The organism is Arthrobacter alpinus (assembly GCF_900105965.1).
GTDB classification, from domain to species: Bacteria; Actinomycetota; Actinomycetes; order Actinomycetales; family Micrococcaceae; genus Specibacter; species Specibacter alpinus.
Window position 1 is genome coordinate 1,761,694 of record NZ_FNTV01000001.1, and the last position, 21,564, is coordinate 1,783,257.

The following is a 21,564-nucleotide window of genomic DNA, read 5'->3' on the forward strand; positions in this document are numbered from 1 at the left end:
AAAATCTCTGGACGCATTGGTCCATCTACCAGTCTAGTCGAGCTTGGCGGCTCCACCCATGAATCTGGCGTATCTGGCCAAGATGAGTGCCCAATCACAGATAAATACGTTATCCGAGTCACTTTCGGAGCTCAATGCACGCTCACAACGGATTGTCACGCGGGTCAGGCCTCCGTCGGCAACATCAAAATGGATCTCAACGTCCGAAGTTCCCAGTTCTTCGCTTCCCAATGTCCAGTGAAGTCGGATGAACCCAGGTGAGTCCCACTCCTGAATTTCCGCCCAAACCATCTCATCTCCGTCTTCTGATTCTTCGACCAGATGATCACGAAGGATCGCAACATGGCTCCCTTCACCGAACACGCTCAGTTCTGCCACCGGCCACCAGAGATGCACAGCATCAGTGAAGCCATCAAAGGCCTGATCCTGCGGTACATCGATGACCACCGAATCTTCGTAGGGCTTAGCATCCAGAGGTGACACATAGTCGGGCTCATGGGCATGGGAAAAAAGATTCTGCATCCGCCAACCTTACTCCTGAACCAGGTCAAATATTCTTCCCCGGAGACCAGCGGGATGTATCGCTACAGCCATCAGTCGCCATGGGATGCGATTCCTCACACGGCATGTGGCCTTCTGAACTCTGGCCGGTGTCCCGGGCGCTTGGCCGACACATGGGTCTTTAAGCATGTGTGGCCACCTGGTGGCGGGTGGTCGTTGGGTGGTGGTGGGTTTGGTGTTTTGTTTGTTAAGTGAGGGAGGCCCCGCACCATTGCTGGTGTGGGGCCTCGACCTTCTTTTTACGTGTTGTCCGGCGGTGTCCTACTCTCCCACATCCTCACGAATGCAGTACCATCGGCGCTGTGGGTCTTAGCTTCCGGGTTCGGAATGGGACCGGGCGTTTCCCCCACGCTATGACCACCGTAACTCGTTCCCCTGAACCGTCAGCTGTTGCTGGGGTTGGGTGGCTTGTTGGGTGTTCTTGTTATGGAACAACAGTATTTTATTGTACAGGGTCCTGGTGATGGTCCTTCACCACTGATGTGGTGGGGGTTCTCACAGGGGTACCCTGTTTTTTTGGTTTCAACGAACAAACGCCTGGGTTTGTTGGTTGGGAACCACATAGTGAACGCGAGCAATCTTTGTGTATAAAGATGTGTGTGTTGTGTAAGTTATCGGCCTATTAGTACCGGTCAGCTTCACGAGTCTTTAGTCCTCGCTTCCACATCCGGCCTATCAACCCAGTGGTCTAGCTGGGGGCCTCTCACACTTACGTGTATGGAAATCTCATCTTGAAGCGGGCTTCCCGCTTAGATGCTTTCAGCGGTTATCCCATCCGAACGTAGCTAATCAGCGATGCACTTGGCAGTACAACTGACACACCAGAGGTTCGTCCGTCCCGGTCCTCTCGTACTAAGGACAGCCCTTCTCAAATTTCCTGCGCGCGCAGCGGATAGGGACCGAACTGTCTCACGACGTTCTAAACCCAGCTCGCGTACCGCTTTAATGGGCGAACAGCCCAACCCTTGGGACCTACTCCAGCCCCAGGATGCGACGAGCCGACATCGAGGTGCCAAACCATGCCGTCGATATGGACTCTTGGGCAAGATCAGCCTGTTATCCCCGAGGTACCTTTTATCCGTTGAGCGACGGCCATTCCACAATGTGCCGCCGGATCACTAGTCCCGACTTTCGTCCCTGCTTGAGGTGTCCCTCTCACAGTCAAGCTCCCTTGTGCACTTACACTCGATACCTGATTGCCAACCAGGCTGAGGGAACCTTTGGGCGCCTCCGTTACTTTTTAGGAGGCAACCGCCCCAGTTAAACTACCCATCAGGCACTGTCCCTGACCCGGATTACGGGCCGAAGTTAGATGTCCAAAGTGACCAGAGTGGTATTTCAACGATGACTCCATCACAACTAGCGTCGTGACTTCACAGTCTCCCACCTATCCTACACAAGCCACTCCGAACACCAATACCAAACTATAGTAAAGGTCTCGGGGTCTTTCCGTCCTGCTGCGCGTAACGAGCATCTTTACTCGTACTGCAATTTCGCCGAGTTTATGGTTGAGACAGCGGGGAAGTCGTTACTCCATTCGTGCAGGTCGGAACTTACCCGACAAGGAATTTCGCTACCTTAGGATGGTTATAGTTACCACCGCCGTTTACTGGGGCTTAAATTCTCAGCTTCGCTCAACAAGTTGAGCTAACCGGTCCTCTTAACCTTCCAGCACCGGGCAGGAGTCAGTCCGTATACATCGTCTTGCGACTTCGCACGGACCTGTGTTTTTAGTAAACAGTCGCTTCCCCCTGGTCTCTGCGGCCCACACCCGCTCATGAAGAGTAAATCTTCTTCACGGGGCAGGCCCCCCTTCTCCCGAAGTTACGGGGGCATTTTGCCGAGTTCCTTAACCATAATTCTCTCGATCGCCTTAGTATTCTCTACCTGATCACCTGTGTCGGTTTGGGGTACGGGCAGTTTGAACCTCACGTCGATGCTTTTCTAGGCAGCATAGGATCACCGAATTCCCCCCTACGGGGGTCCCATCAGATCTCAGAATCGTCATTGAAGACAACACGACGGATTTGCCTATCGTGTTTCCTACGTCCTTAGACCGGGACAACCATCGCCCGGCTCGGCTACCTTCCTGCGTCACACCTGTTAATACGTTTACCTCCCTAAGTCAGGTCCCACGCTCCCCACACAATCCTGGCCCGAAGGCACGCAATTAGTGGTTTGGGTGGTTAGTATCCTTAGTTCAATATGGGCGGTTCTTCACCGGTACGGGAATATCAACCCGTTGTCCATCGACTACGCCTGTCGGCCTCGCCTTAGGTCCCGACTTACCCAGGGCAGATTAGCTTGACCCTGGAACCCTTGATCATTCGGCGGACGGGTTTCTCACCCGTCTTTCGCTACTCATGCCTGCATTCTCACTCGTGTAGGCTCCACCGCTAGTTCACACTGCGACTTCAATGCCTACACGACGCTCCCCTACCACTCCAAACCCCTGAACCACAGGACGAACCTAATGGCTAGGGCAATGTTTGAAATCCACAACTTCGGCGGTGTACTTGAGCCCCGCTACATTGTCGGCGCGGAATCACTTGACCAGTGAGCTATTACGCACTCTTTTAAGGATGGCTGCTTCTAAGCCAACCTCCTGGTTGTCTAAGCAATCCCACATCCTTTCCCACTTAGCACACGCTTAGGGGCCTTAGTTGGTGGTCTGGGCTGTTTCCCTCTCGACTATGAAGCTTATCCCCCACAGTCTCACTGCTACGCTCTGACTTACCGGCATTCGGAGTTTGGCTGACGTCAGTAACCTTGTAGGGCCCATTAGCCATCCAGTAGCTCTACCTCCGGTAAGAAACACGCAACGCTGCACCTAAATGCATTTCGGGGAGAACCAGCTATCACGAAGTTTGATTGGCCTTTCACCCCTACCCACAGCTCATCCCCTCCATTTTCAACTGAAGTGGGTTCGGTCCTCCACGCGCTCTTACACGCGCTTCAACCTGGCCATGGGTAGATCACTTCGCTTCGGGTCTAGATCACGCCACTACACTCGCCCTATTCAGACTCGCTTTCGCTACGGCTTCCCCACACGGGTTAACCTCGCGACGTAACACTAACTCGCAGGCTCATTCTTCAAAAGGCACGCCATCACAAGAACAACTACACCAAGGTGCACGCTTGCTCTGACGGATTGTAAGCACACGGTTTCAGGTACTATTTCACTCCCCTCCCGGGGTACTTTTCACCTTTCCCTCACGGTACTTGTCCGCTATCGGTCATTAGGTAGTATTTAGGCTTATCAGGTGGTCCTGACAGATTCACACGGGATTTCTCGGGCCCCGTGCTACTTGGGATACTCACCTAAGGGAGTGCACTGCATTTCAGTTACGGGACTCTCACCCTCTACGGTCGGCCATTCAAAACCGTTCACCTATACATGCACCATTCCCCTCAACGAACCGGCAGATCCGTCACGGTAAGTCCCACAACCCCGCACCATGCAACGCCCGCCGGCTATCACACATGACACGGTTTAGCCTGTTCCGCGTTCGCTCGCCACTACTAACGGAATCACTTTTGTTTTCTCTTCCTGTGGGTACTGAGATGTTTCACTTCCCCACGTTCCCTCCACACATCCTATATATTCAGATGCGGGTCACCACCTGGTCTTGCAACCGGTGGCGGGGTTCCCCCATTCGGACACCCTCGGATCAAAGTTTGGTTATCAACTCCCCGAGGCTTATCGCAGATTCCTACGTCCTTCTTCGGCTCCTAATGCCAAGGCATTCACCGTGTGCCCTTAAAAACTTGACAACACACAAGTTGTCACTCTTACTTATCGAGAGAACCATGAAAACCGCTACCACCACACCCAAAAGGTGTACCAGCATCAGATCCAGGTTCTAATTATCTCAAAGAAATTGCTTCTTTATAAAGATGCTCGCGTTCACTATGTAGTTCTCAAACAACAACCCCACCACACACATCCCCACCCAACAACACGCAAAAGTGTTTCATCGGTGGATCCGTTGTGTGCGGGAAACCAGAAACACACCAACCCCTTCAACCACACACCCCACAGGGGTGCGGATCGAAACAGTTGTTGTTTCAGGACCCAACAGTGTGCCAAACACATAACAACCAGAAAACCCTCAACCCGAAAGGTTCGTTCCTCACACCCCCAAAAGAGGTGTTGTACTTGAACCAGGCTAAGCGTGACCGATCATCGGCTATTTTATTGATATTCCACCCTTGAGCAACTCACCCAGAAACATACGTTCTGGCAATGAGTCTTTACTCCTCACACCACCAACACAACCCATGCGGGCCATCTCGTGGCGTTTGGTGCTCCTTAGAAAGGAGGTGATCCAGCCGCACCTTCCGGTACGGCTACCTTGTTACGACTTAGTCCCAATCGCCAGTCCCACCTTCGACAGCTCCCTCCCCACAAGGGGGTTAGGCCACCGGCTTCGGGTGTTACCAACTTTCGTGACTTGACGGGCGGTGTGTACAAGGCCCGGGAACGTATTCACCGCAGCGTTGCTGATCTGCGATTACTAGCGACTCCGACTTCATGGGGTCGAGTTGCAGACCCCAATCCGAACTGAGACCGGCTTTTTGGGATTAGCTCCACCTCACAGTATCGCAACCCATTGTACCGGCCATTGTAGCATGCGTGAAGCCCAAGACATAAGGGGCATGATGATTTGACGTCGTCCTCACCTTCCTCCGAGTTGACCCCGGCAGTCTCCTATGAGTCCCCACCATTACGTGCTGGCAACATAGAACGAGGGTTGCGCTCGTTGCGGGACTTAACCCAACATCTCACGACACGAGCTGACGACAACCATGCACCACCTGTAAACCGACCGCAAGCGGGGCACTTGTTTCCAAGCGTTTCCAGTTCATGTCAAGCCTTGGTAAGGTTCTTCGCGTTGCATCGAATTAATCCGCATGCTCCGCCGCTTGTGCGGGCCCCCGTCAATTCCTTTGAGTTTTAGCCTTGCGGCCGTACTCCCCAGGCGGGGCACTTAATGCGTTAGCTACGGCGCGGAAAACGTGGAATGTCCCCCACACCTAGTGCCCAACGTTTACGGCATGGACTACCAGGGTATCTAATCCTGTTCGCTCCCCATGCTTTCGCTCCTCAGCGTCAGTTAATGCCCAGAGACCTGCCTTCGCCATCGGTGTTCCTCCTGATATCTGCGCATTTCACCGCTACACCAGGAATTCCAGTCTCCCCTACATCACTCTAGTCTGCCCGTACCCACCGCAGATCCGGAGTTGAGCCCCGGACTTTCACGGCAGACGCGACAAACCGCCTACGAGCTCTTTACGCCCAATAATTCCGGATAACGCTTGCGCCCTACGTATTACCGCGGCTGCTGGCACGTAGTTAGCCGGCGCTTCTTCTGCAAGTACCCTCAACCAGACAACGTCTGGCCTTGTTCCCTACTGAAAGAGGTTTACAACCCGAAGGCCGTCATCCCTCACGCGGCGTCGCTGCATCAGGCTTTCGCCCATTGTGCAATATTCCCCACTGCTGCCTCCCGTAGGAGTCTGGGCCGTGTCTCAGTCCCAGTGTGGCCGGTCACCCTCTCAGGCCGGCTACCCGTCGTCGCCTTGGTGAGCCATTACCTCACCAACAAGCTGATAGGCCGCGAGTCCATCCAAAACCAATAAATCTTTCAACCAATCCCCATGCGAGGAAAAGTCAATATCCAGTATTAGACCTCGTTTCCAAGGCTTATCCCAGAGTTAAGGGCAGGTTACTCACGTGTTACTCACCCGTTCGCCACTAATCCCCAGTGCAAGCACCGGTTCATCGTTCGACTTGCATGTGTTAAGCACGCCGCCAGCGTTCATCCTGAGCCAGGATCAAACTCTCCGTTAATAACTAAACAGACACACACATTCACACCGGAAAAAGGTAATGAACACATGCACTAAATTCGAAACCAGCTAAACGATCAGCCATCACCACAGGGGCGGCAACAACCAATCAAATAACCAATTCAATATAAATAAATTGGTATCAATAAAACTTGGCACACTATTGAGTTCTCAAACAACAACTGCATTCGAGTAATTGCTAATTAGTAATTCATAATTAGTTTTCGTCGTTGCGATATTCATACTTTATTTCATTAGAATTCATTTTGTCCAATCCGCAGCATGTGCGGCTGGTCACTTCATGAATTCCGCAAATCTGTGTTTTCAAGGATATTCCGACTCAAGGAGTCAACAATATCCATGGAAGTTTTAGATTTGGATGCCTGCAAGATGGGAGTCGGTGCTTCTTTCGAAGCGGCTCAACCTTGTGCAAGCAACAGATAGAACAATACACAGATACCCGCCCCCAACGCAAGTCGGGAACGGGTATCTTCGTGAATGAGCAGGCAAGTAGCGATCAGTTGCCTAGTTCAACCATGGCCAGCGTTCGCTTGCCGCGGCGCACCAGAAGGAACTTACCGTGGAGCGCATCGCCGGCACCCAAAGTGGCGTCCAGGTCTGTGATCTTGACGTTGTTGACATAGGCACCACCCTCCCCCACTGTGCGGCGTGCTTCTGAATTGCTCTTGGACAACCCGGCAGCGACCAACAGCTCAACAATGTTGAGGCCTTCTGCCGGTGCGCCCGATCGGGGAAGTTCCCGAGTTGCCGATTCAAGTGTGGTCAGATCCAGCTCGGCCAAGTCGCCCTGGCCGAACAAAGCACCGGATGCAGCAATGACCTTCAATGTGGCGTCAACGCCGTGAACGATTGAGGTCACCTGGAAGGCCAGAGTGCGCTGGCCTTCACGGGCCTGCGGCTTCTGGGCAACCGATTCTGCAATGGCAGCAATCTCCTCACGGGAAAGGAAGGTGAAGACCTTCAAACGATCCACCACATCGGCGTCGGCAGTGTGGAGCCAGAACTGGTACATGTCGAACGGGCTGCACATGGCTGCATCGAGCCAAATCGCGTTGCCTTCGCTCTTACCAAACTTGGTGCCGTCGGAGTTCGTGATCAAGGGGGTGCCCAAAGCATGCACGGAGGCGCCTTCAACCTTGCGAATCAGTTCGGTTCCGCTAGTGAGGTTGCCCCATTGATCGGAGCCACCCTGCTGCAAAACACACCCATACTGGCGGAAGAGCTCCAGGTAATCCATACCCTGCAGGATCTGGTAGCTGAATTCGGCGTAGCTGATGCCCTCATCAGAGTTTAGGCGTGAAGCAACGATGTCTTTTTTGATCATGGTGCCGACGCGGAAGTACTTGCCAACGTCACGCAGAAAATCGATGGCGCTCATGGGCGCCGTCCAGTCGAGGTTGTTGACCATGCGGGCAGCGTTCTCACCGTCGAACGACAGGAATCGCTGGACCTGGCCCTGCAGGTAGCCGACCCACTCGGAAACTGTTTCCTTGGAGTTCATGGTCCGCTCCGCCGTCGGGCGTGGATCCCCCACCAGACCGGTGGAACCGCCTACCAAACCCAGCGGTTTGTGGCCGGCCAGCTGCATGCGCCGCATGGTCAAGAGCTGAACGAGGTTGCCCAGGTGCAGGCTCGGTGCTGTGGGATCGAAACCGCAATAGTACGTGATGGGATCGCCGGCGAGGAGCTCTTCAAGAGCCGCCTCGTCAGTGGAGACCTGGACCAGGCCTCGCCATTTGAGCTCCTGCCAAACATTGGCGAAGCTGGGATCGTTCTCGGGGGCGCGGAGTTCAGTTTGCAAAGACACGCTCCAAAATTACCAGCACGACGGCGATTCTTCGCCATTCGCACGCCCGCATTGTGTGCCGCAGTGGTTGCGTTGGGCAACCACAGCGGCACACGGTGCGGCCTTTACGCCTTGATTCCCGCAGGCAGTGGCTGCGAGGTGATCATGCGTAGGCGCTGGGTGGGCCGGGTCATGGAGACGTACAAGTCCCCTACGCGTCCGTTGGCGTCCGCGAGCAGAGTGGCCGGCTCAACGATGATGACGCCATCAAATTCCAGACCCTTGGCCTCGTGCGGATCAATCACCACAATGTCTTGTTCCAATGATCCGGCTCCGTGGCCAATGCGATTTCCGTACACGGATCGCAGTGCGAGTGTGGTCTGCTGCACCAGGGCCGCGGGAGCAATGACCGCTACAAGTCCACCACCCACTGCGGCAGTCTCCTCGGGCATGACTGCCACAACCGTGGCTACCACGTCGGCTGCGGCGACATGGTCAACCAGCGGTTCCCATTCGCCGTCGCGCACTGCCTTGGGCGCCGAGACTACCTGCCCGGCGGCATTGGCCATGCGTACAGCAGCCTCGGCGATCTGCATCGGCGTACGGTAGTTGACCGTGAGCTCTTCCATGTTCCACCGCTCCCCCATGAACGGAGCGAGCGCATGCTCCCAGGACATGGCTCCCGAGGAGGAACTGGTCTGGGCGATGTCGCCCACAATCGTGAAGGACTTCACGGGGCAGCGACGAACGAGCAAGCGCCACTGCATGGGCGAAAGTTCCTGAGCCTCATCAATCACTACGTGACCATAAGCCCACGAGCGATCAGTCAGGGCACGTTCCGCGCTGGTCTGGGAAGCCGCTTCCACAATGTTGTAGTCGGCCAGCTGCTCAGCCGTCAGGATGCCGTCAACACCGGAATCCTCCAGCTGCTGATTCATGTTGGCGATGGCCTTTTCGGCGTTGGCCAAATCCCGCTTCCGCTGCGAATCCGCCGACGCCTGAGCGCGGCCACCGGAGGCATCCATCTCACCCAGAAGCTCGGCGGCCTCATCCAGCAACGGCACATCCGATTCGCTCCAGCCAGAGCCGGGACTGCGCAACAACAGATCACGCTCGGCCTGGGTGAAGTCAGGGGTCACGGCGGCAAGAATCTCGGGCTTGCTAAACATGTCATCGACGAGCTTCGCGGCAGTCATCGGCATCCAGCAAAGGTTCAGCATGACGCGCACGTCGTGCGCTGATCGAACATCCTCGGCCAGGTAGGACCTGTCCGCATTGTTTCCTGCACCGGCAGCTTCAATGTGCTCTCGCAATTGTTCTGTCAGCTCACGCAGCAGCGTCTTGACGAAGGTGATGCGTGCTTCATTGTGCGGCAGGCCTGTGGCCCGTGCCTTGTCCCGAGCACGGCGCACCTGCCGGACCGTCAAGATCAAACGAGTGCCCTCAACGTCAAGCCGGGCATCCGCCCGCGGTAGGCGCTGGCGGTTGGCCACAGCGTTGGCAACCACCTCGGCCATGACCAAACGGCCCTTGAGCTCGGCTGTTTCCGGTGACTCGGCAGCGGTTGCTCGCACACCGGGGAACAGATTTCCCACGCTGGCCATCACAACGCCGGTCTCGCCCAGGGAGGGCAGCACGCGCTCGATGTACTTCATGAAAGCGTTCGACGGGCCCACCAACAGCACGCCAGCTGCCTGCAACCGTTCGCGGTGCGTGTAGAGCAGGTAGGCGGCGCGGTGCAGTGCGACGGCAGTCTTGCCTGTACCGGGGCCGCCTTGCACCACGAGGGCGCCGCTCAGGGGCGAGCGGATAATCCGGTCCTGCTCCGCCTGAATGGTGCCGACAATGTCATTCATGCGCCCTGTGCGCTTGGAGTTCAGGGCAGCCAGGAGCGCCCCCTCGCCCTGCAGGTGATCGCCATCAACGAGCATGGTGTGGTCAAGGACGTCGTCCTCGATGGCCTTGACGTTGCGGCCCTGCAGGAGCAAGTGACGACGCCGGCGCACACCAAGGCGTTCAAAGGCGGTGGCCTGGTAGAAAGTACCGGCCTCGGGGGCGCGCCAGTCGACCATGAGTTGCCGTAGATCCTCGGAGGAAAGGCCGATCCTGCCGATATAGCGGGATTGGCCATCGTCGAGATCCAGACGACCGAAAACCAGCTTGTCATCGACCGCGTTCAGCTGCGCCAAACGGTTTTCATACAACGTGGCAAAGGCATCACGTTCCGAGCGATTTTGATGCGTGCCCATGGATTTAGCACGGCGAACCTCACCGAGCTGCTCAACCTTTTCAGCGCGAAGTTCATCCAGCCGGGAATACAGGCCGTGGACATAAGTGCGTTCCTGGGCCAACTCGTCGTCATACATGCAAGGCTCCTGATACGTAAGGCTTACCGCCAAAAGGCGGACCGTCTAGTCTATCCCCTTAGCCGCGCGGCGGTTCGCCAATTTTCACCGTTGGGCACGGGAACGCGGCGGGTGGTGCTGTTGGCGCGGCGACCGTCACACAGTCTGTAGTGAGAGAACCTCATGCGGCGCGAGGTTGCTCCGGCCCGGCAATCCGTCAATCTCCAGAACCACACCCACACCTGTCACGATGGCACCCGAGCGCTCAAGCAACGAAACGGCCGCGCCGATCGTGCCGCCGGTGGCGAGAACATCGTCAAGAATTAGCACACGCGTGCCGGCTGGGACGTCTTCCTTGTGCAGCTCGAGGGTTGCCTGGCCGTACTCCAGCGCGTAGCTTTCGGCGAACACCTCGCGCGGCAATTTTCCAGCCTTGCGGATGGTGATGACACCGGTTCCCGTGGCGTAGGCAGCAGCCGCGGCCAGGAGGAAACCTCTAGCCTCAATTCCGGCAACGGCGTCGAACTTTCCGGCGAAGGCCGTGACGATGGAATCAACCATCAACTTGAAGGCGGCACCGTCAGCAAAAACTGGGGTTAAATCTTTGAAAACAATGCCCTCTGCGGGGTAGTCCTCAACTGTGGCGCACAACTCATCGAGAACCGCGGAAACATGCGAAGTTTCGGGGCTCTGGGTGTGGGTTGAAATGGGTGTTTCCGGGGCACTTAATCTCTCGTTCACCCTTCAACGGTACAGGGTCAAAACAGGGGGCTTTTGCGATGCCCAAAAAGGTGCTTATATATTCTCCGTGCAACACAACATTTCACTTCCCGGGCATGGTGTCCGGCTTGTTCCGCTACGGCGTCGTCACGCGGCAGATTTGTACCCCTACATCGATGCAGAGATGTGGGCTGGCATGGCCTCCGAACTGCCCACGTCCAAGCGTGCCCTGGAACGGCTGTTTGCCACCCGAATTGCTGACCCGTCTGTCATCGCCTTTGCCGTCATCGACGAAGAGACCGGCACAGTAGCGGGTACCACCAGCCTTTACGACTACGTTCCCGAGCAGTCACGCGTTGAGCTGGGCATGACCTTTTTTGGCCGGAATTACTGGGGCCGCAACGTCAATGCCTCCTCAAAACTGGCGCTCTTGGAGTTCGCGTTTGAGGAGTTGCGCGTCTACCGGGTGACCCTTCGCTGCGACGCGCGCAATGTTCGCAGCGCCGCTGCCATTGAAAAACTCGGAGCCACCTTGGACGGCGTGCTGCGCGGCTACCGCCGCGGGCACGATGGCACTCGTGTGGACACCCGTGTGTACTCGTTGCTGGAATATGAATGGCCGGCATCGCGCTCCGGCCTGGTCCAGCGATTGACACCTGCGGACCTGCTGCCACAAGTGACTGAACTCATTGAGTACTCGGAGCAGTTGATGCGCGCGGACGCCCAGAACGCACCACTCCCGGCTTGAACTTCGAGACGGTCGGATCGCCGTCGATCCAATACCGCCACGGGTAGGCCTCGGTGCCACCGGGCCCGCTGATTCCAACGCGCGGTCCGGTGCGCACAGCCTCCACGGGAATCCGCGGCAGGGTCAAGCTCACTTCCCCACCAAGTGCGCTCAGACCGTTGTGTTCACGGCCAAAGGCTAGGGCCTTGGCGAGCCGGGCAGGGCCTTGGGCCAGCTCGACGTCGTTCTTGGCCGTTGGCCGGCGGGAACGGGCCAGCTCCAGTCCCTCTACGATCTCGCCGGCACGCATCAGACATCCCGACGATGTCCCCTCGGGCCGGCAGACCAGGTTCGCGCAAAAGTGCATTCCGTAGGTGAAGTACACGTAGAGGTGGCCGGGTGGGCCGAACATCACGGCATTGCGATTCGTCATCCCCCGATAGCTGTGGGCGCCGGGGTCTGGGTCTGCGGAATCAGCCGGGCCCAGATAAGCCTCCACCTCGCTCAGACGGACGACGACGGGACCTTCCGGGCTCTCGTGCCTCACCAAGGCGCCCAGCAAGTAGGGCGCTACCTCAGTGGCAGGAAGGTGCAAGAGTTCATGAAGGTCCATTGGCTTGGCCATCATCCCAACTTAGCAGGGCGGTGCCGCGAGCTTGTTGGACGCCTGCGCGCCGAGCTGTCTGAATGGGGCGCAGGTTCAAAAGCTGCGCCATATCCAGGCCAAACCGTACGCAGCTTCGTAAATAGTGAGGCGTGAAATACTGCTTAGATGGCCATCGCTCTAGATTTTATTGCCCCCTTTGAACCCGGGATCTTTGACTTCCTGGCGGCCCGCGCCATACCGGGCGTGGAGGACGCCGATTCGTCCAGCTACGCCAGAACCGTGCTCCTCACCCACGGGCATGGCTGGTTTCGCGTGAACTGGGAAGCCGGAGCATTGTGGCTTGAGCAGGACTTGGAAGACCCGGCGGACGCCGCCGAACTTCGTGGCCATGTGCGGCACTTGCTAAATTTGGGCCACAATCCGCAGATGGCAGACAAGGCGCTAAGTGCGCATCCGCTCTTGGCGGCAAGGGTGGCAGCGCTGCCCGGAATTCGTCTGCCCGGCTGTGTAAATCCAGCCGAGATCATGATCAGAGCCATGGTGGGCCAACAGGTCACGGTGGCTGCAGCACGCACGGCACTTGCACAACTAGTTGCACTCAGCACGCCCTCCCGGCTGCCGCACGGCTCCATGACGCATTTCTTCCCGGCTCCTGCCGAAATTGCCGCACGTGGCAGGGACATCCTCCGGGGTCCGCAGCGACGGATCGACTCGATAGTGGCTGTCGCGGCGATGCTGGCTGAGGGTTCGCTGCACATCGGCAAGGGCGACAGCTACGAGTCCTTGGCCGAAAAGCTCCTGCCGCTTGCAGGCATCGGCCCCTGGACCGTGGGATACGTGGCCATGCGGGTGCTGGGCAACAGCGACATCTTCCTTCCCGGCGACGCCGCCGTGCGCAATGGCTACGGCCTGCTCCGGGGCGACACCCTGACGCAGGCTCGCAGCATCAAAGCCCCGGAGCTGAGCCGCATGGCCGAGCCGCTAAAGCCTTGGCGCTCCTATGCCACCTTGCATCTGTGGCGGATTGCCGGAGAGAAGTAGTCAACACGCCCCGTGCCGCTAAAGTTGACGGCAGCCCACCACGGACGGAAAGAAGCAGACCATGCCTATCATTCAGATTTCCCTCATCGAGGGCCGCGAGCCCCAGCAGATTCGCAACCTCATCTCTCAAGTGACGAACTCGGTGTCCAATGCACTCGATGCCCCCGTCGAATCCATCAAGGTCATCGTGACCGAGGTGGCACCGACCCACTGGGGTTCAGGAGATCGCACCATCGCCGAGAAACGCGGCTAAGAAGTCACAACCCGGGGGCTATTTGGCGGCGAACGCGGACGGCCAGGGCAGCAGCTTGGGCAGCTCCACGGAATCCGCGGCAGCTTCGGCGCGCAGGCTGCCCATAGTGGGTGTCCTGCCGGACAACCAGGCAGCGATATCGGTCAGCATGCCCTGCACCGAAACGCTGTTCTGGCCTGAGCCAATGGTCATGGGAGGCAACGCCAAAGGAAGTAGCTTTAGTTTCACATTTGCCGGGACACGGTCAGCCAGGAACTCGAAGAGATACAGGCAGAACTCCTTGGACCAGGTCTCGGGGCCGCGGCCCAACTGGAGATCGGCCAGGTGGATCACGAGCTCGCGCCAGTACGCCAGCGCACCGTCGCGTACTGTGCCGTTGCGGTAGCTGATGGGCAGCTCCCATTGCGCATCCTCGAGTCCATCCAGGACCGTCAGAGCCCTGGTGAAAGCGGCAGAAATGTACTCGCGGTGTTCGGCCGCCGAGTGGCCTGCGTTCATCTCGATCGCCTGCGTGCGGCCACCCTGGCCGCCGTCGTAAAATTCAATTAATTCCCCGCGCAAGGCATACTCAGCCTGCCGGGCAACAGCGTTTGAAACATGCGCGATGTGCGCCAGCACGTGCCCGCGCGTCCATCCCGGCAAATCGGTGGGCTCCAGGACATCGGCGTCCGTGAGGCTCCCTAATTTGGCGCCTACGTTGTCGGCCGCAATCTTTAGGCGGTCCATCAGCTGCGCGTTAGAAATATCAGTCATGCCCCCCAGCATAGCGGCCGGGGGTCCCGCCGCGAGCTTGCGAGCGGTGGGAGGCCGCTGTGCGCTAAAGCAGGAAATGCCCGTATCCACTACGGATACGGGCATTTCCTGCTTTAGCGCTTTTCAGACGTACGACGCCGGTCAGGCCACGAAGCTTCGAACTTCGCCCAGCTGACCCTCAAGGGCCGCGAGCTGCAACAGCACAGCCGAGGGGGCGGTGCCACCCTGGGCGTTACGGCTGTTCAACGAACCGTTGGTGCTCAGGACGGTACGAACCTCGGGTGTGAGGTGCTCGGAAATGCCCGCGTACTCGGCATCCGTGAGGTCCCACAGCTCAACGCCACGGCCCTCGGCCACCTTGACCGCAGCACCGGAAAGCTCGTGTGCATCGCGGAACGGTACGCCCTGACGGACCAGCCATTCGGCAATATCCGTAGCCAGCGCGAAGCCCTGAGGTGCCAGCGCTTCCATGCGTTCGGTGTTGAAGACCAGCGTGGCCATCATGCCGGAGACGGCCGGGAGCAGAAGTTCCAAGGTGTCTGCCGCGTCGAAGACGGGCTCCTTGTCTTCCTGCAGATCCCTGTTGTAAGCCAACGGCAAGCCCTTGAGCGTTGCCAGCAGACCGGTCAGGTCGCCAATCAGGCGTCCCGCCTTGCCACGGGCAAGTTCAGCCACATCCGGGTTCTTCTTCTGCGGCATGATCGAGGATCCCGTGGAGTAGGAATCATGCAGGGTCACAAAGGAGAATTCCTTCGTGGCCCAGAGGATGACTTCCTCGGAAACCCGGGAAAGGTCCACACCAATCATGGCTGAAACCCAAGCAAACTCGGCGAAGACATCGCGTGCTGCGGTGCCATCGATGGAGTTCCACACAGCGGAGTCGAAACCGAGATCGGCAGCGACAGCATTGGGGTCCAGGCCCAGTGAGGACCCAGCCAAGGCACCCGAGCCATACGGTGAAACCGCTGCGCGCTTGTCCCAGTCAACGAGGCGTTGCACATCACGGAGCAGGGCCCAGGCATGGGCCAACAGGTGGTGGCTGAGCAAAATTGGCTGAGCATGCTGGAGGTGAGTGCGGCCAGGCATGGCCACACCGTGGTGCGCCTTGGCCTGCTCCACCAACGCATCAATGACGGAAAGAACTCCGGCCGCGATGATCCGTGCGTGGTCACGCAGGTACATGCGCCCCAGTGTGGCAATCTGATCGTTGCGCGAACGGCCGGCACGGAGCTTGCCGCCCAAGGCCGTTCCGGCGCGTTCAATCAGTCCGCGCTCCAGAGAGCCGTGGACGTCCTCATCGGAATCGGCAGGACCGTACGCGCCGGATTTCACATCCACTTCGAGCTCGTCAAGGGCCTTCAGCATGCCTTCGAGCTCACTTGCGTCCAACAACCCGGCCGTGTTCAAGACGCGGGCGTGCGCCTTGGAGCCAGCAATGTCATACAGTGCCAAGCGCCAGTCAAAGTGTGTTGACTTGCTCAGTGCCGCTAGCGCGTCTGCGGGGCCGCCCTGAAAGCGACCACCCCAGAGCGCACCTTCGTTAGTTCCGTGGGCCATGGTTACTTGCCTGCGGCGCGCTGGTCGCGGGTGGAAGCAACCTTGGAGGACATGCCCCACAGCTCGATGAAGCCCTTGGCCTGTGACTGGTCGAAGGTGTCACCGGTGTCGTAGGTGGCCAGATCGAAGTCGTACAGCGAGGTCTCCGAGCGGCGGCCGTTGACGATGGCCTGGCCACCGTGCAGGGTCATGCGGATGTCTCCGGAGACGTACTTTTGGGTGTCTTCGATGAAAGCATCCAGTGAACGCTTCAACGGGGAGAACCACTGGCCGTCGTAGACCAGCTCGGCCCAGCGCTGGCTGACGGTGGCCTTGAAACGGGCCTGCTCGCGCTCGATCGTGATGTCTTCGAGGTGCTTGTGAGCGGTGATCAGGGCCATGGCACCGGGTGCCTCGTAGATCTCGCGGCTCTTGATGCCTACCAAGCGGTCTTCCACGACGTCGATGCGGCCAACACCCTGAGCGCCGGCGCGGCGGTTCAGTTCCTGGATGGCCTGCAACGCTGAGACCTTCACGCCGTCAATGGCGACAGGAACACCCTGGTGGAAGGAGATGACAACTTCATCCGGTGCCGGGGGGAATTCCGGGGTGGCCGTGTAGTCGTAGATGTCCTTGGTGGGAGCGTTCCAGATGTCTTCGAGGTAGCCGGTTTCCACGGCGCGGCCCCAGACGTTCTGGTCAATGGAGTACGGGTTCTTCTTGGTGGTTTCGATCGGCAGGCCCTTGGCCTCGGCGAAGGCGATGGCCTTGTCGCGGGTCAGTGCCAGGTCGCGAACCGGTGCAATGCACTTCAGGTCCGGGCCCAGAGTCTGAATTCCAACTTCGAAGCGGACCTGGTCGTTGCCCTTGCCGGTGCAACCGTGAGCAACTGTGGTGGCGCCAAATTCGCGGGCAGCCTTGACCAGGTGCTTGACGATCACGGGGCGGGAGATGGCCGAAACCAGCGGGTAGTGACCCTGGTACAGGGCATTGGCCTTCAACGTGGGCATTGCGTATTCGTTGGCGAATTCGTCACGTGCATCGGCAACATAAGCTTCGACGGCGCCGCAAGCCAGGGCCCGCTGGCGAATGTCTTCGAGGGACTCGCCGCCCTGTCCTACGTCAACAGCCACTGCAATAACTTCTGCACCGGTGGCTTCACCGATCCAACCGATGGCGACGGAGGTGTCAAGACCACCGGAGTAGGCCAATACAATGCGTTCAGTCACGTTTTTATCTCCCTTTAGTGAAAAATTCTCAGAGTGTTTTGTTGCGTTGCATCCCAGCATAATGCATGGTTATGCATTCTTACTAAAATATATTCAGCGCTCGTCCCGCGGCTGGATAAAGCGTACGCGCAGGCTAGGCACCAGCGCTGGATTCGGCGGCAAACTGCAGGAATCGCTCGGCTACTTCGGCCCCACCGTTTGGCTCCCGGCTAATGACCATGACGGTGTCATCTCCGGCGATCGTGCCCAGAATGGAAGGCATAACCGAATGGTCAATGGCGAGAGCAAGGAAGTTCGCCGCACCCGGCGGCGTCCGCAACACGGCAATATTCGCCGAGGCCTCGGCCGTCACCAGCAGTTCCCCACAGAGACGAATCAGCCGGGTATCCAACAGCTCCTGGGAGGATGCTGAGTGAACGCTGCGATCCCCACCCTCCTTTGGCAGGGCATAAATCAAGGCACCATCCTTGCCACGCACCCGCACCGCCCGCAGTTCAACGAGGTCACGCGAGAGTGTCGCCTGGCCCACCACAAGCCCGTCATCGGCCAGCAATGTGGCCAACTCCGCCTGGGACCGCACAGCCCGGCTGGTCAACAAGGCAGAAACCCGTGCTTGCCGTGCTGTTTTGGTGGCCGGCATGGCCGCTGCGGAACTACTCGCCCTGGCCATGGCTACAGGCCGGCCACACTGTTTGCCGTAGCCGCCTCGGCTGCGGACTTCTCAACCAGCCAGACCATGAGGGCCTTCTGGGCGTGCAAGCGGTTCTCGGCCTCATCCCAGACCACTGACTGCGGGCCATCGATGACGGAGGCAGCGATCTCGTAGCCGCGGTAGGCCGGAAGGCAGTGCAAAACGATCGCGTCGGGCGCCGCCTGGGCGAGGGCGGCGTCGTCGAGCGCGTAAGCCTTGAACAGTTCCAGGCGCTGGGCCTTTTCATCTTCCTGCCCCATGGACACCCATGTGTCAGTGACAAGAACATCGGCGCCGGCCACGGCTTCGGCCACATCGGTGGTGATGAGCACGGATCCGCCCGTCTGCGCCGCGCGTTCCTGAGCTGCACGCACGACGGCGTCGGCCGGCAAATACCCGGCAGGCCCCGTGATGCGCACGTGCATGCCAGCCGTAACTCCAGCCAGCAGGTACGAGTTGGCCATGTTGTTGGCGCTGTCCCCCATATAAGTCATGGTCAGCCCGGCCAACTCACCCTTGTGCTCCTTGATGGTGAGCAGATCGGCAAGCAGCTGGCAGGGATGGTAGTCATCGGTCAGCGCATTGATCACGGGCACCGAAGAATTGGCCGCCATTTCTTCCAGACCAGCCTGGGCGTAGGTCCGCCACACAATGGTGGACACCATCCGCTCGAGCACCTTGGCGGTGTCGGCCACAGATTCCTTGTGACCAATCTGCGCCTCGCCCGGGTTGATAATCAGCGGGTTGCCACCGAGGGCAGCAATGCCAGCTGCAAAGGAAACACGTGTCCGGGTGGAGGTCTTGTCAAAGATCACCGCAACCGTCTGTGCGCCCTGGCCGTCCCCAGCAAAGGTGCCCTTGGAGTACGGCGCCTTCTTCAGCTGCACGGCCAGCTCCAGAACCTCGGCCTGCTCTGCGGGGCTGAGATCGGTGTCTACGAGAAAATGGCGGGTCATCAGGACTTTCCTTCCGAATTATGAGCGGCGATGGCCGTCTCCAGGAGCGCCGGCAGGGCTGCAATAAAGGACTGGGCCTGCTTTGCCGTCAGGTTCAACGGCGGAGCCAGGCGGATGGTGTTGGGGCGTGGAGCGTTGACGATGAAGCCGGCATCCAGGGCCGCCGCGACAACTCCGGCCGCCACGGGCTCTGCCAAGTCAAAGCCAATCAGGAGGCCGAAGGCACGAACCTCCGTGACGCCGTCGACCTTGGCCAGGCCTTCGGCAAAAAGCTCACTGATAGCCTTCACATTGCCGAGCACATCCTGAGATTCCAGCACGTGCAAGGTGGCCAGTGCCGCTGCGGTGGCCACCGGGTTGCCGCCGAAGGTGGTCCCGTGCTGTCCGGCGCTGAGCAACCGGGAGGATTCCTCGCCAAAGGTGATGATGGCGCCGATCGGGAAGCCGCCACCCAAGCCCTTGGCCAGGGTCATGGCGTCCGGGGTGATGCCCGCACTGACTCCTGCAAACCAGGTGCCGGTACGGCCAACGCCGGTCTGAACCTCATCGAGGATCAGGAGGGCGCCGTGTTCATGGGTCAAGTCCCTGGCGGCCCGCAGGTACTCGGCGGAAAGCGGACGGACGCCGGCCTCGCCTTGAATGGGTTCGATCACGAGGGCTGCAACGGAGCCGTCCATGGCGGCGCGCAGGGCGTCAATGTCATTGAACGCGATGTGGCGCACACCGGCGGGCATGGGCTCGAAAGGCTCCCGGTAGGCCTGCTTGGCTGTCATAGCGAGGGCACCCATGGTGCGGCCATGGAAGCCGCCCTCAAGTGCCAAAATCGTGGGGCGTTCCTTGCCACCGTGGGCACGGGCCAGCTTGAACGCGGCCTCGTTGGCCTCGGTGCCCGAGTTGGCGAAGAACACCTTGGAACCGATGGGTGCCTGGCTCAACTCGAGCAGCTTTTCAGCCAGCGCGATCTGCGTGGGGCTCGTAAAGAAGTTGGACACGTGACCCAGGGTCGACAGCTGGCTTGCGATCACGGAGGTGACGAACGGGTGGGCATGACCCAGGGCGTTAACGGCGATGCCGCCCAAGAGGTCCAAATATTCCTTGCCGTCGGCGTCCCACACGAGGGCGCCGGCGCCGCGGACCAGGACTCGCTGGGGGTTGCCAAAGACACCCATGAGTGAATCCCTGTAGCGTGCCAGCCACTGGGCGCTGGTCCCTGTACCCGTCACGGCCGCAGCGTTGGCGGTGCCTAGATTAATGGTGTTGTCGTTACTCGGCTCAGTCATCAGTTTTGGTCCTCATCGGGGAAAATTTGCGTTCCATTGCCTTCAAAAGTCATCAATTCCAGCAGCACGGAGTGAGCGCTACGGCCGTCCACGACGGCGGCACGAGCCACCCCGCCGTCGACCGCGGCCAGGCAGGCTCCCATCTTGGGGATCATGCCCGACTCCAGCTCTGGCAGCATGGCCCGCAGCGTGCCGGCGCCGATCTCGCTGAGCAGCGAGGATTTGTCCGGCCAGTTTGCGTAGAGACCCTCGACGTCGGTCAGGATCACCAAGCGTGAGGCGTTCAATGCGATCGCCAGGGCCGCAGCGGCCGTATCAGCGTTGACGTTCAAAACGGTGGAGGCGTCCCCTACCTCGGGGGCCACCGTGGAGATCACGGGGATCCGGCCGGCCTCGAGCAGGTCAAGGATGGCGCCGGGGTTCACACCCACAACCTCACCAACCAGGCCCAGGTCCACGGGCAAACCGTCCACCACCGTGCCTGTACGCTCGGCCTGCAGCAGCGCGCCATCCTCACCGGAAAGCCCCACAGCGTACGGCCCGTGCTCATTGATCAAGCCGACCAGCTGGCGGCCAACCTGACCCGTCAGAACCATGCGCACAACGTCCATGGCCTCGGGCGTGGTGACGCGCAGCCCGCCCTTGAACTCGCTCTTGATGTCCAGGCGCTTGAGCATGGCGTTGATCTGTGGCCCGCCACCGTGCACCACCACGGGCTTGATGCCCACATGGTGCATAAAGACGATGTCCTCGGCGAACGCGCGCCGCAACTCATCGTTGATCATGGCGTTGCCGCCGTACTTAACAACCACCACCGTGCCGGCGAACTGTTGAATCCACGGCAACGCCTCAATCAGCGTGCCAGCCTTACCCTGCGCTGTTGCCACCGAACCCATCATGTCTTCCTTCAATCCTGTTGTGTACTGCGTTGTGTGTGCCAGCCTCCCGGCGGACCGCCATTTTTCCGGCGACTATCCGACGCGTCGGCCGCGGGCGGCCTTTGGCGTCTCCTTTACGTCGCCTACAAAAAATGTCGGCTCCGGCGTCCGGCTTACACTGGGCGGCGTCCCCAAGTCTCGTGGCACCCAAGGCGACCGTTGATTCGAGGCGGCGGAGCCGGCGTTTCCGTAGGCGACGTAAAGGAGACCGTAAGGCCGCCCGCGGCCGTCGGTCGGATAGTCGCCGAGGGAATGCCGGTCCGCCGC

At 59.1% G+C, this 21,564-nt stretch carries 15 protein-coding genes and 3 rRNA genes; 3 read left to right on the forward strand and 15 right to left on the reverse strand.

Translation table 11 applies throughout. The features are described 5' to 3' along the window. Positions 1 to 33: 33 nt before the first annotated feature. The 7 genes from BLV41_RS08275 to BLV41_RS08305 form a co-directional block, all read right to left on the reverse strand. Complete coding sequence (locus tag BLV41_RS08275) at positions 34 to 522, reverse strand: SRPBCC domain-containing protein (RefSeq protein ID WP_074711311.1); 489 nt, start codon at positions 520 to 522, stop codon at positions 34 to 36. 287 nt (positions 523 to 809) lie between these two features. Continuing rightward, a 5S ribosomal RNA gene (gene rrf, locus BLV41_RS08280) occupies positions 810 to 926 on the reverse strand. 238 nt (positions 927 to 1,164) lie between these two features. After that, positions 1,165 to 4,335, reverse strand: a 23S ribosomal RNA gene (locus BLV41_RS08285). Positions 4,336 to 4,877: 542 nt separating this feature from the next. Then, a 16S ribosomal RNA gene (locus tag BLV41_RS08290) occupies positions 4,878 to 6,415 on the reverse strand. Together the 16S, 23S and 5S rRNA genes form the textbook arrangement of a ribosomal RNA operon. A gap of 516 nt (positions 6,416 to 6,931) precedes the next feature. Next, positions 6,932 to 8,242, reverse strand: coding sequence for a tyrosine--tRNA ligase (gene tyrS / locus BLV41_RS08295; RefSeq protein ID WP_074711312.1), 1,311 nt, complete (start codon positions 8,240 to 8,242; stop codon positions 6,932 to 6,934). Between the two features lie 104 nt (positions 8,243 to 8,346). Beyond that, positions 8,347 to 10,587: a HelD family protein gene (locus tag BLV41_RS08300; RefSeq protein ID WP_074711313.1), complete on the reverse strand. Its 2,241-nt coding sequence runs from the start codon at positions 10,585 to 10,587 to the stop codon at positions 8,347 to 8,349. A 135-nt stretch (positions 10,588 to 10,722) separates the two neighbouring features. After that, entirely contained in the window at positions 10,723 to 11,274 is a 552-nt protein-coding gene (locus BLV41_RS08305; protein WP_044572218.1) for an adenine phosphoribosyltransferase, read from the reverse strand. A 100-nt stretch (positions 11,275 to 11,374) separates the two neighbouring features. Between BLV41_RS08305 and BLV41_RS08310 the strand changes: the two genes are divergently transcribed. Continuing rightward, positions 11,375 to 12,034, forward strand: a complete 660-nt coding sequence (locus BLV41_RS08310; protein ID WP_074711314.1) for a GNAT family N-acetyltransferase — start codon at positions 11,375 to 11,377, stop codon at positions 12,032 to 12,034. On the opposite strand, the gene BLV41_RS08315 is transcribed toward BLV41_RS08310, so the two are convergent. Beyond that, positions 11,973 to 12,626: a DNA-3-methyladenine glycosylase gene (locus BLV41_RS08315; protein ID WP_244516796.1), complete on the reverse strand. Its 654-nt coding sequence runs from the start codon at positions 12,624 to 12,626 to the stop codon at positions 11,973 to 11,975. The two genes, BLV41_RS08310 and BLV41_RS08315, sit on opposite strands and share 62 nt — an antisense overlap. A gap of 159 nt (positions 12,627 to 12,785) precedes the next feature. Between BLV41_RS08315 and BLV41_RS08320 the strand changes: the two genes are divergently transcribed. Continuing rightward, positions 12,786 to 13,661, forward strand: a complete 876-nt coding sequence (locus tag BLV41_RS08320; protein ID WP_074711316.1) for a DNA-3-methyladenine glycosylase family protein — start codon at positions 12,786 to 12,788, stop codon at positions 13,659 to 13,661. A 61-nt stretch (positions 13,662 to 13,722) separates the two neighbouring features. After that, on the forward strand, positions 13,723 to 13,914 hold the full coding sequence (locus BLV41_RS08325; RefSeq protein ID WP_074711317.1) for a 2-hydroxymuconate tautomerase: 192 nt from the start codon (positions 13,723 to 13,725) through the stop codon (positions 13,912 to 13,914). 18 nt (positions 13,915 to 13,932) lie between these two features. Here BLV41_RS08325 and BLV41_RS08330 read toward each other — a convergent pair whose 3' ends face one another. From BLV41_RS08330 to argB, 7 genes are all read right to left on the reverse strand, one after another. Then, a complete protein-coding gene (locus tag BLV41_RS08330) occupies positions 13,933 to 14,667 on the reverse strand; it encodes a maleylpyruvate isomerase family mycothiol-dependent enzyme (protein WP_074711318.1) in 735 nt (244 codons plus the stop codon). Positions 14,668 to 14,808: 141 nt separating this feature from the next. After that, positions 14,809 to 16,224, reverse strand: a complete 1,416-nt coding sequence (gene argH, locus BLV41_RS08335; RefSeq protein ID WP_074711319.1) for an argininosuccinate lyase — start codon at positions 16,222 to 16,224, stop codon at positions 14,809 to 14,811. Between the two features lie 2 nt (positions 16,225 to 16,226). After that, positions 16,227 to 17,432, reverse strand: coding sequence for an argininosuccinate synthase (locus BLV41_RS08340; RefSeq protein WP_044571852.1), 1,206 nt, complete (start codon positions 17,430 to 17,432; stop codon positions 16,227 to 16,229). 133 nt (positions 17,433 to 17,565) lie between these two features. Then, positions 17,566 to 18,102: an arginine repressor gene (locus tag BLV41_RS08345; protein WP_044571850.1), complete on the reverse strand. Its 537-nt coding sequence runs from the start codon at positions 18,100 to 18,102 to the stop codon at positions 17,566 to 17,568. Between the two features lie 2 nt (positions 18,103 to 18,104). Beyond that, positions 18,105 to 19,079: an ornithine carbamoyltransferase gene (gene argF, locus BLV41_RS08350; protein WP_044571848.1), complete on the reverse strand. Its 975-nt coding sequence runs from the start codon at positions 19,077 to 19,079 to the stop codon at positions 18,105 to 18,107. Then, complete coding sequence (locus BLV41_RS08355; RefSeq protein WP_083360669.1) at positions 19,079 to 20,359, reverse strand: acetylornithine transaminase; 1,281 nt, start codon at positions 20,357 to 20,359, stop codon at positions 19,079 to 19,081. Before BLV41_RS08355 ends, argF begins: the two co-directional genes overlap by 1 nt. Beyond that, complete coding sequence (gene argB / locus BLV41_RS08360; protein WP_074711320.1) at positions 20,359 to 21,255, reverse strand: acetylglutamate kinase; 897 nt, start codon at positions 21,253 to 21,255, stop codon at positions 20,359 to 20,361. Before argB ends, BLV41_RS08355 begins: the two co-directional genes overlap by 1 nt. Positions 21,256 to 21,564 lie beyond the last annotated feature (309 nt).

Bases quoted from the DNA above. Each gene is read 5' to 3' on its own strand.
- BLV41_RS08275 (WP_074711311.1), bottom strand. From the start codon at position 522: ATGCAGAATCTTTTTTCCCATGCCCATGAGCCCGACTATGTGTCACCT.
- BLV41_RS08300 (WP_074711313.1), bottom strand. From the start codon at position 10,587: ATGTATGACGACGAGTTGGCCCAGGAACGCACTTATGTCCACGGCCTG.
- BLV41_RS08315 (WP_244516796.1), bottom strand. From the start codon at position 12,626: ATGGACCTTCATGAACTCTTGCACCTTCCTGCCACTGAGGTAGCGCCC.
- BLV41_RS08320 (WP_074711316.1), top strand. From the start codon at position 12,786: ATGGCCATCGCTCTAGATTTTATTGCCCCCTTTGAACCCGGGATCTTT.
- BLV41_RS08325 (WP_074711317.1), top strand. From the start codon at position 13,723: ATGCCTATCATTCAGATTTCCCTCATCGAGGGCCGCGAGCCCCAGCAG.
- BLV41_RS08330 (WP_074711318.1), bottom strand. From the start codon at position 14,667: ATGACTGATATTTCTAACGCGCAGCTGATGGACCGCCTAAAGATTGCG.
- argH (WP_074711319.1), bottom strand. From the start codon at position 16,224: ATGGCCCACGGAACTAACGAAGGTGCGCTCTGGGGTGGTCGCTTTCAG.
- BLV41_RS08345 (WP_044571850.1), bottom strand. From the start codon at position 18,102: ATGGCCAGGGCGAGTAGTTCCGCAGCGGCCATGCCGGCCACCAAAACA.
- argF (WP_044571848.1), bottom strand. From the start codon at position 19,079: ATGACCCGCCATTTTCTCGTAGACACCGATCTCAGCCCCGCAGAGCAG.
- BLV41_RS08355 (WP_083360669.1), bottom strand. From the start codon at position 20,359: ATGACTGAGCCGAGTAACGACAACACCATTAATCTAGGCACCGCCAAC.
- argB (WP_074711320.1), bottom strand. From the start codon at position 21,255: ATGGGTTCGGTGGCAACAGCGCAGGGTAAGGCTGGCACGCTGATTGAG.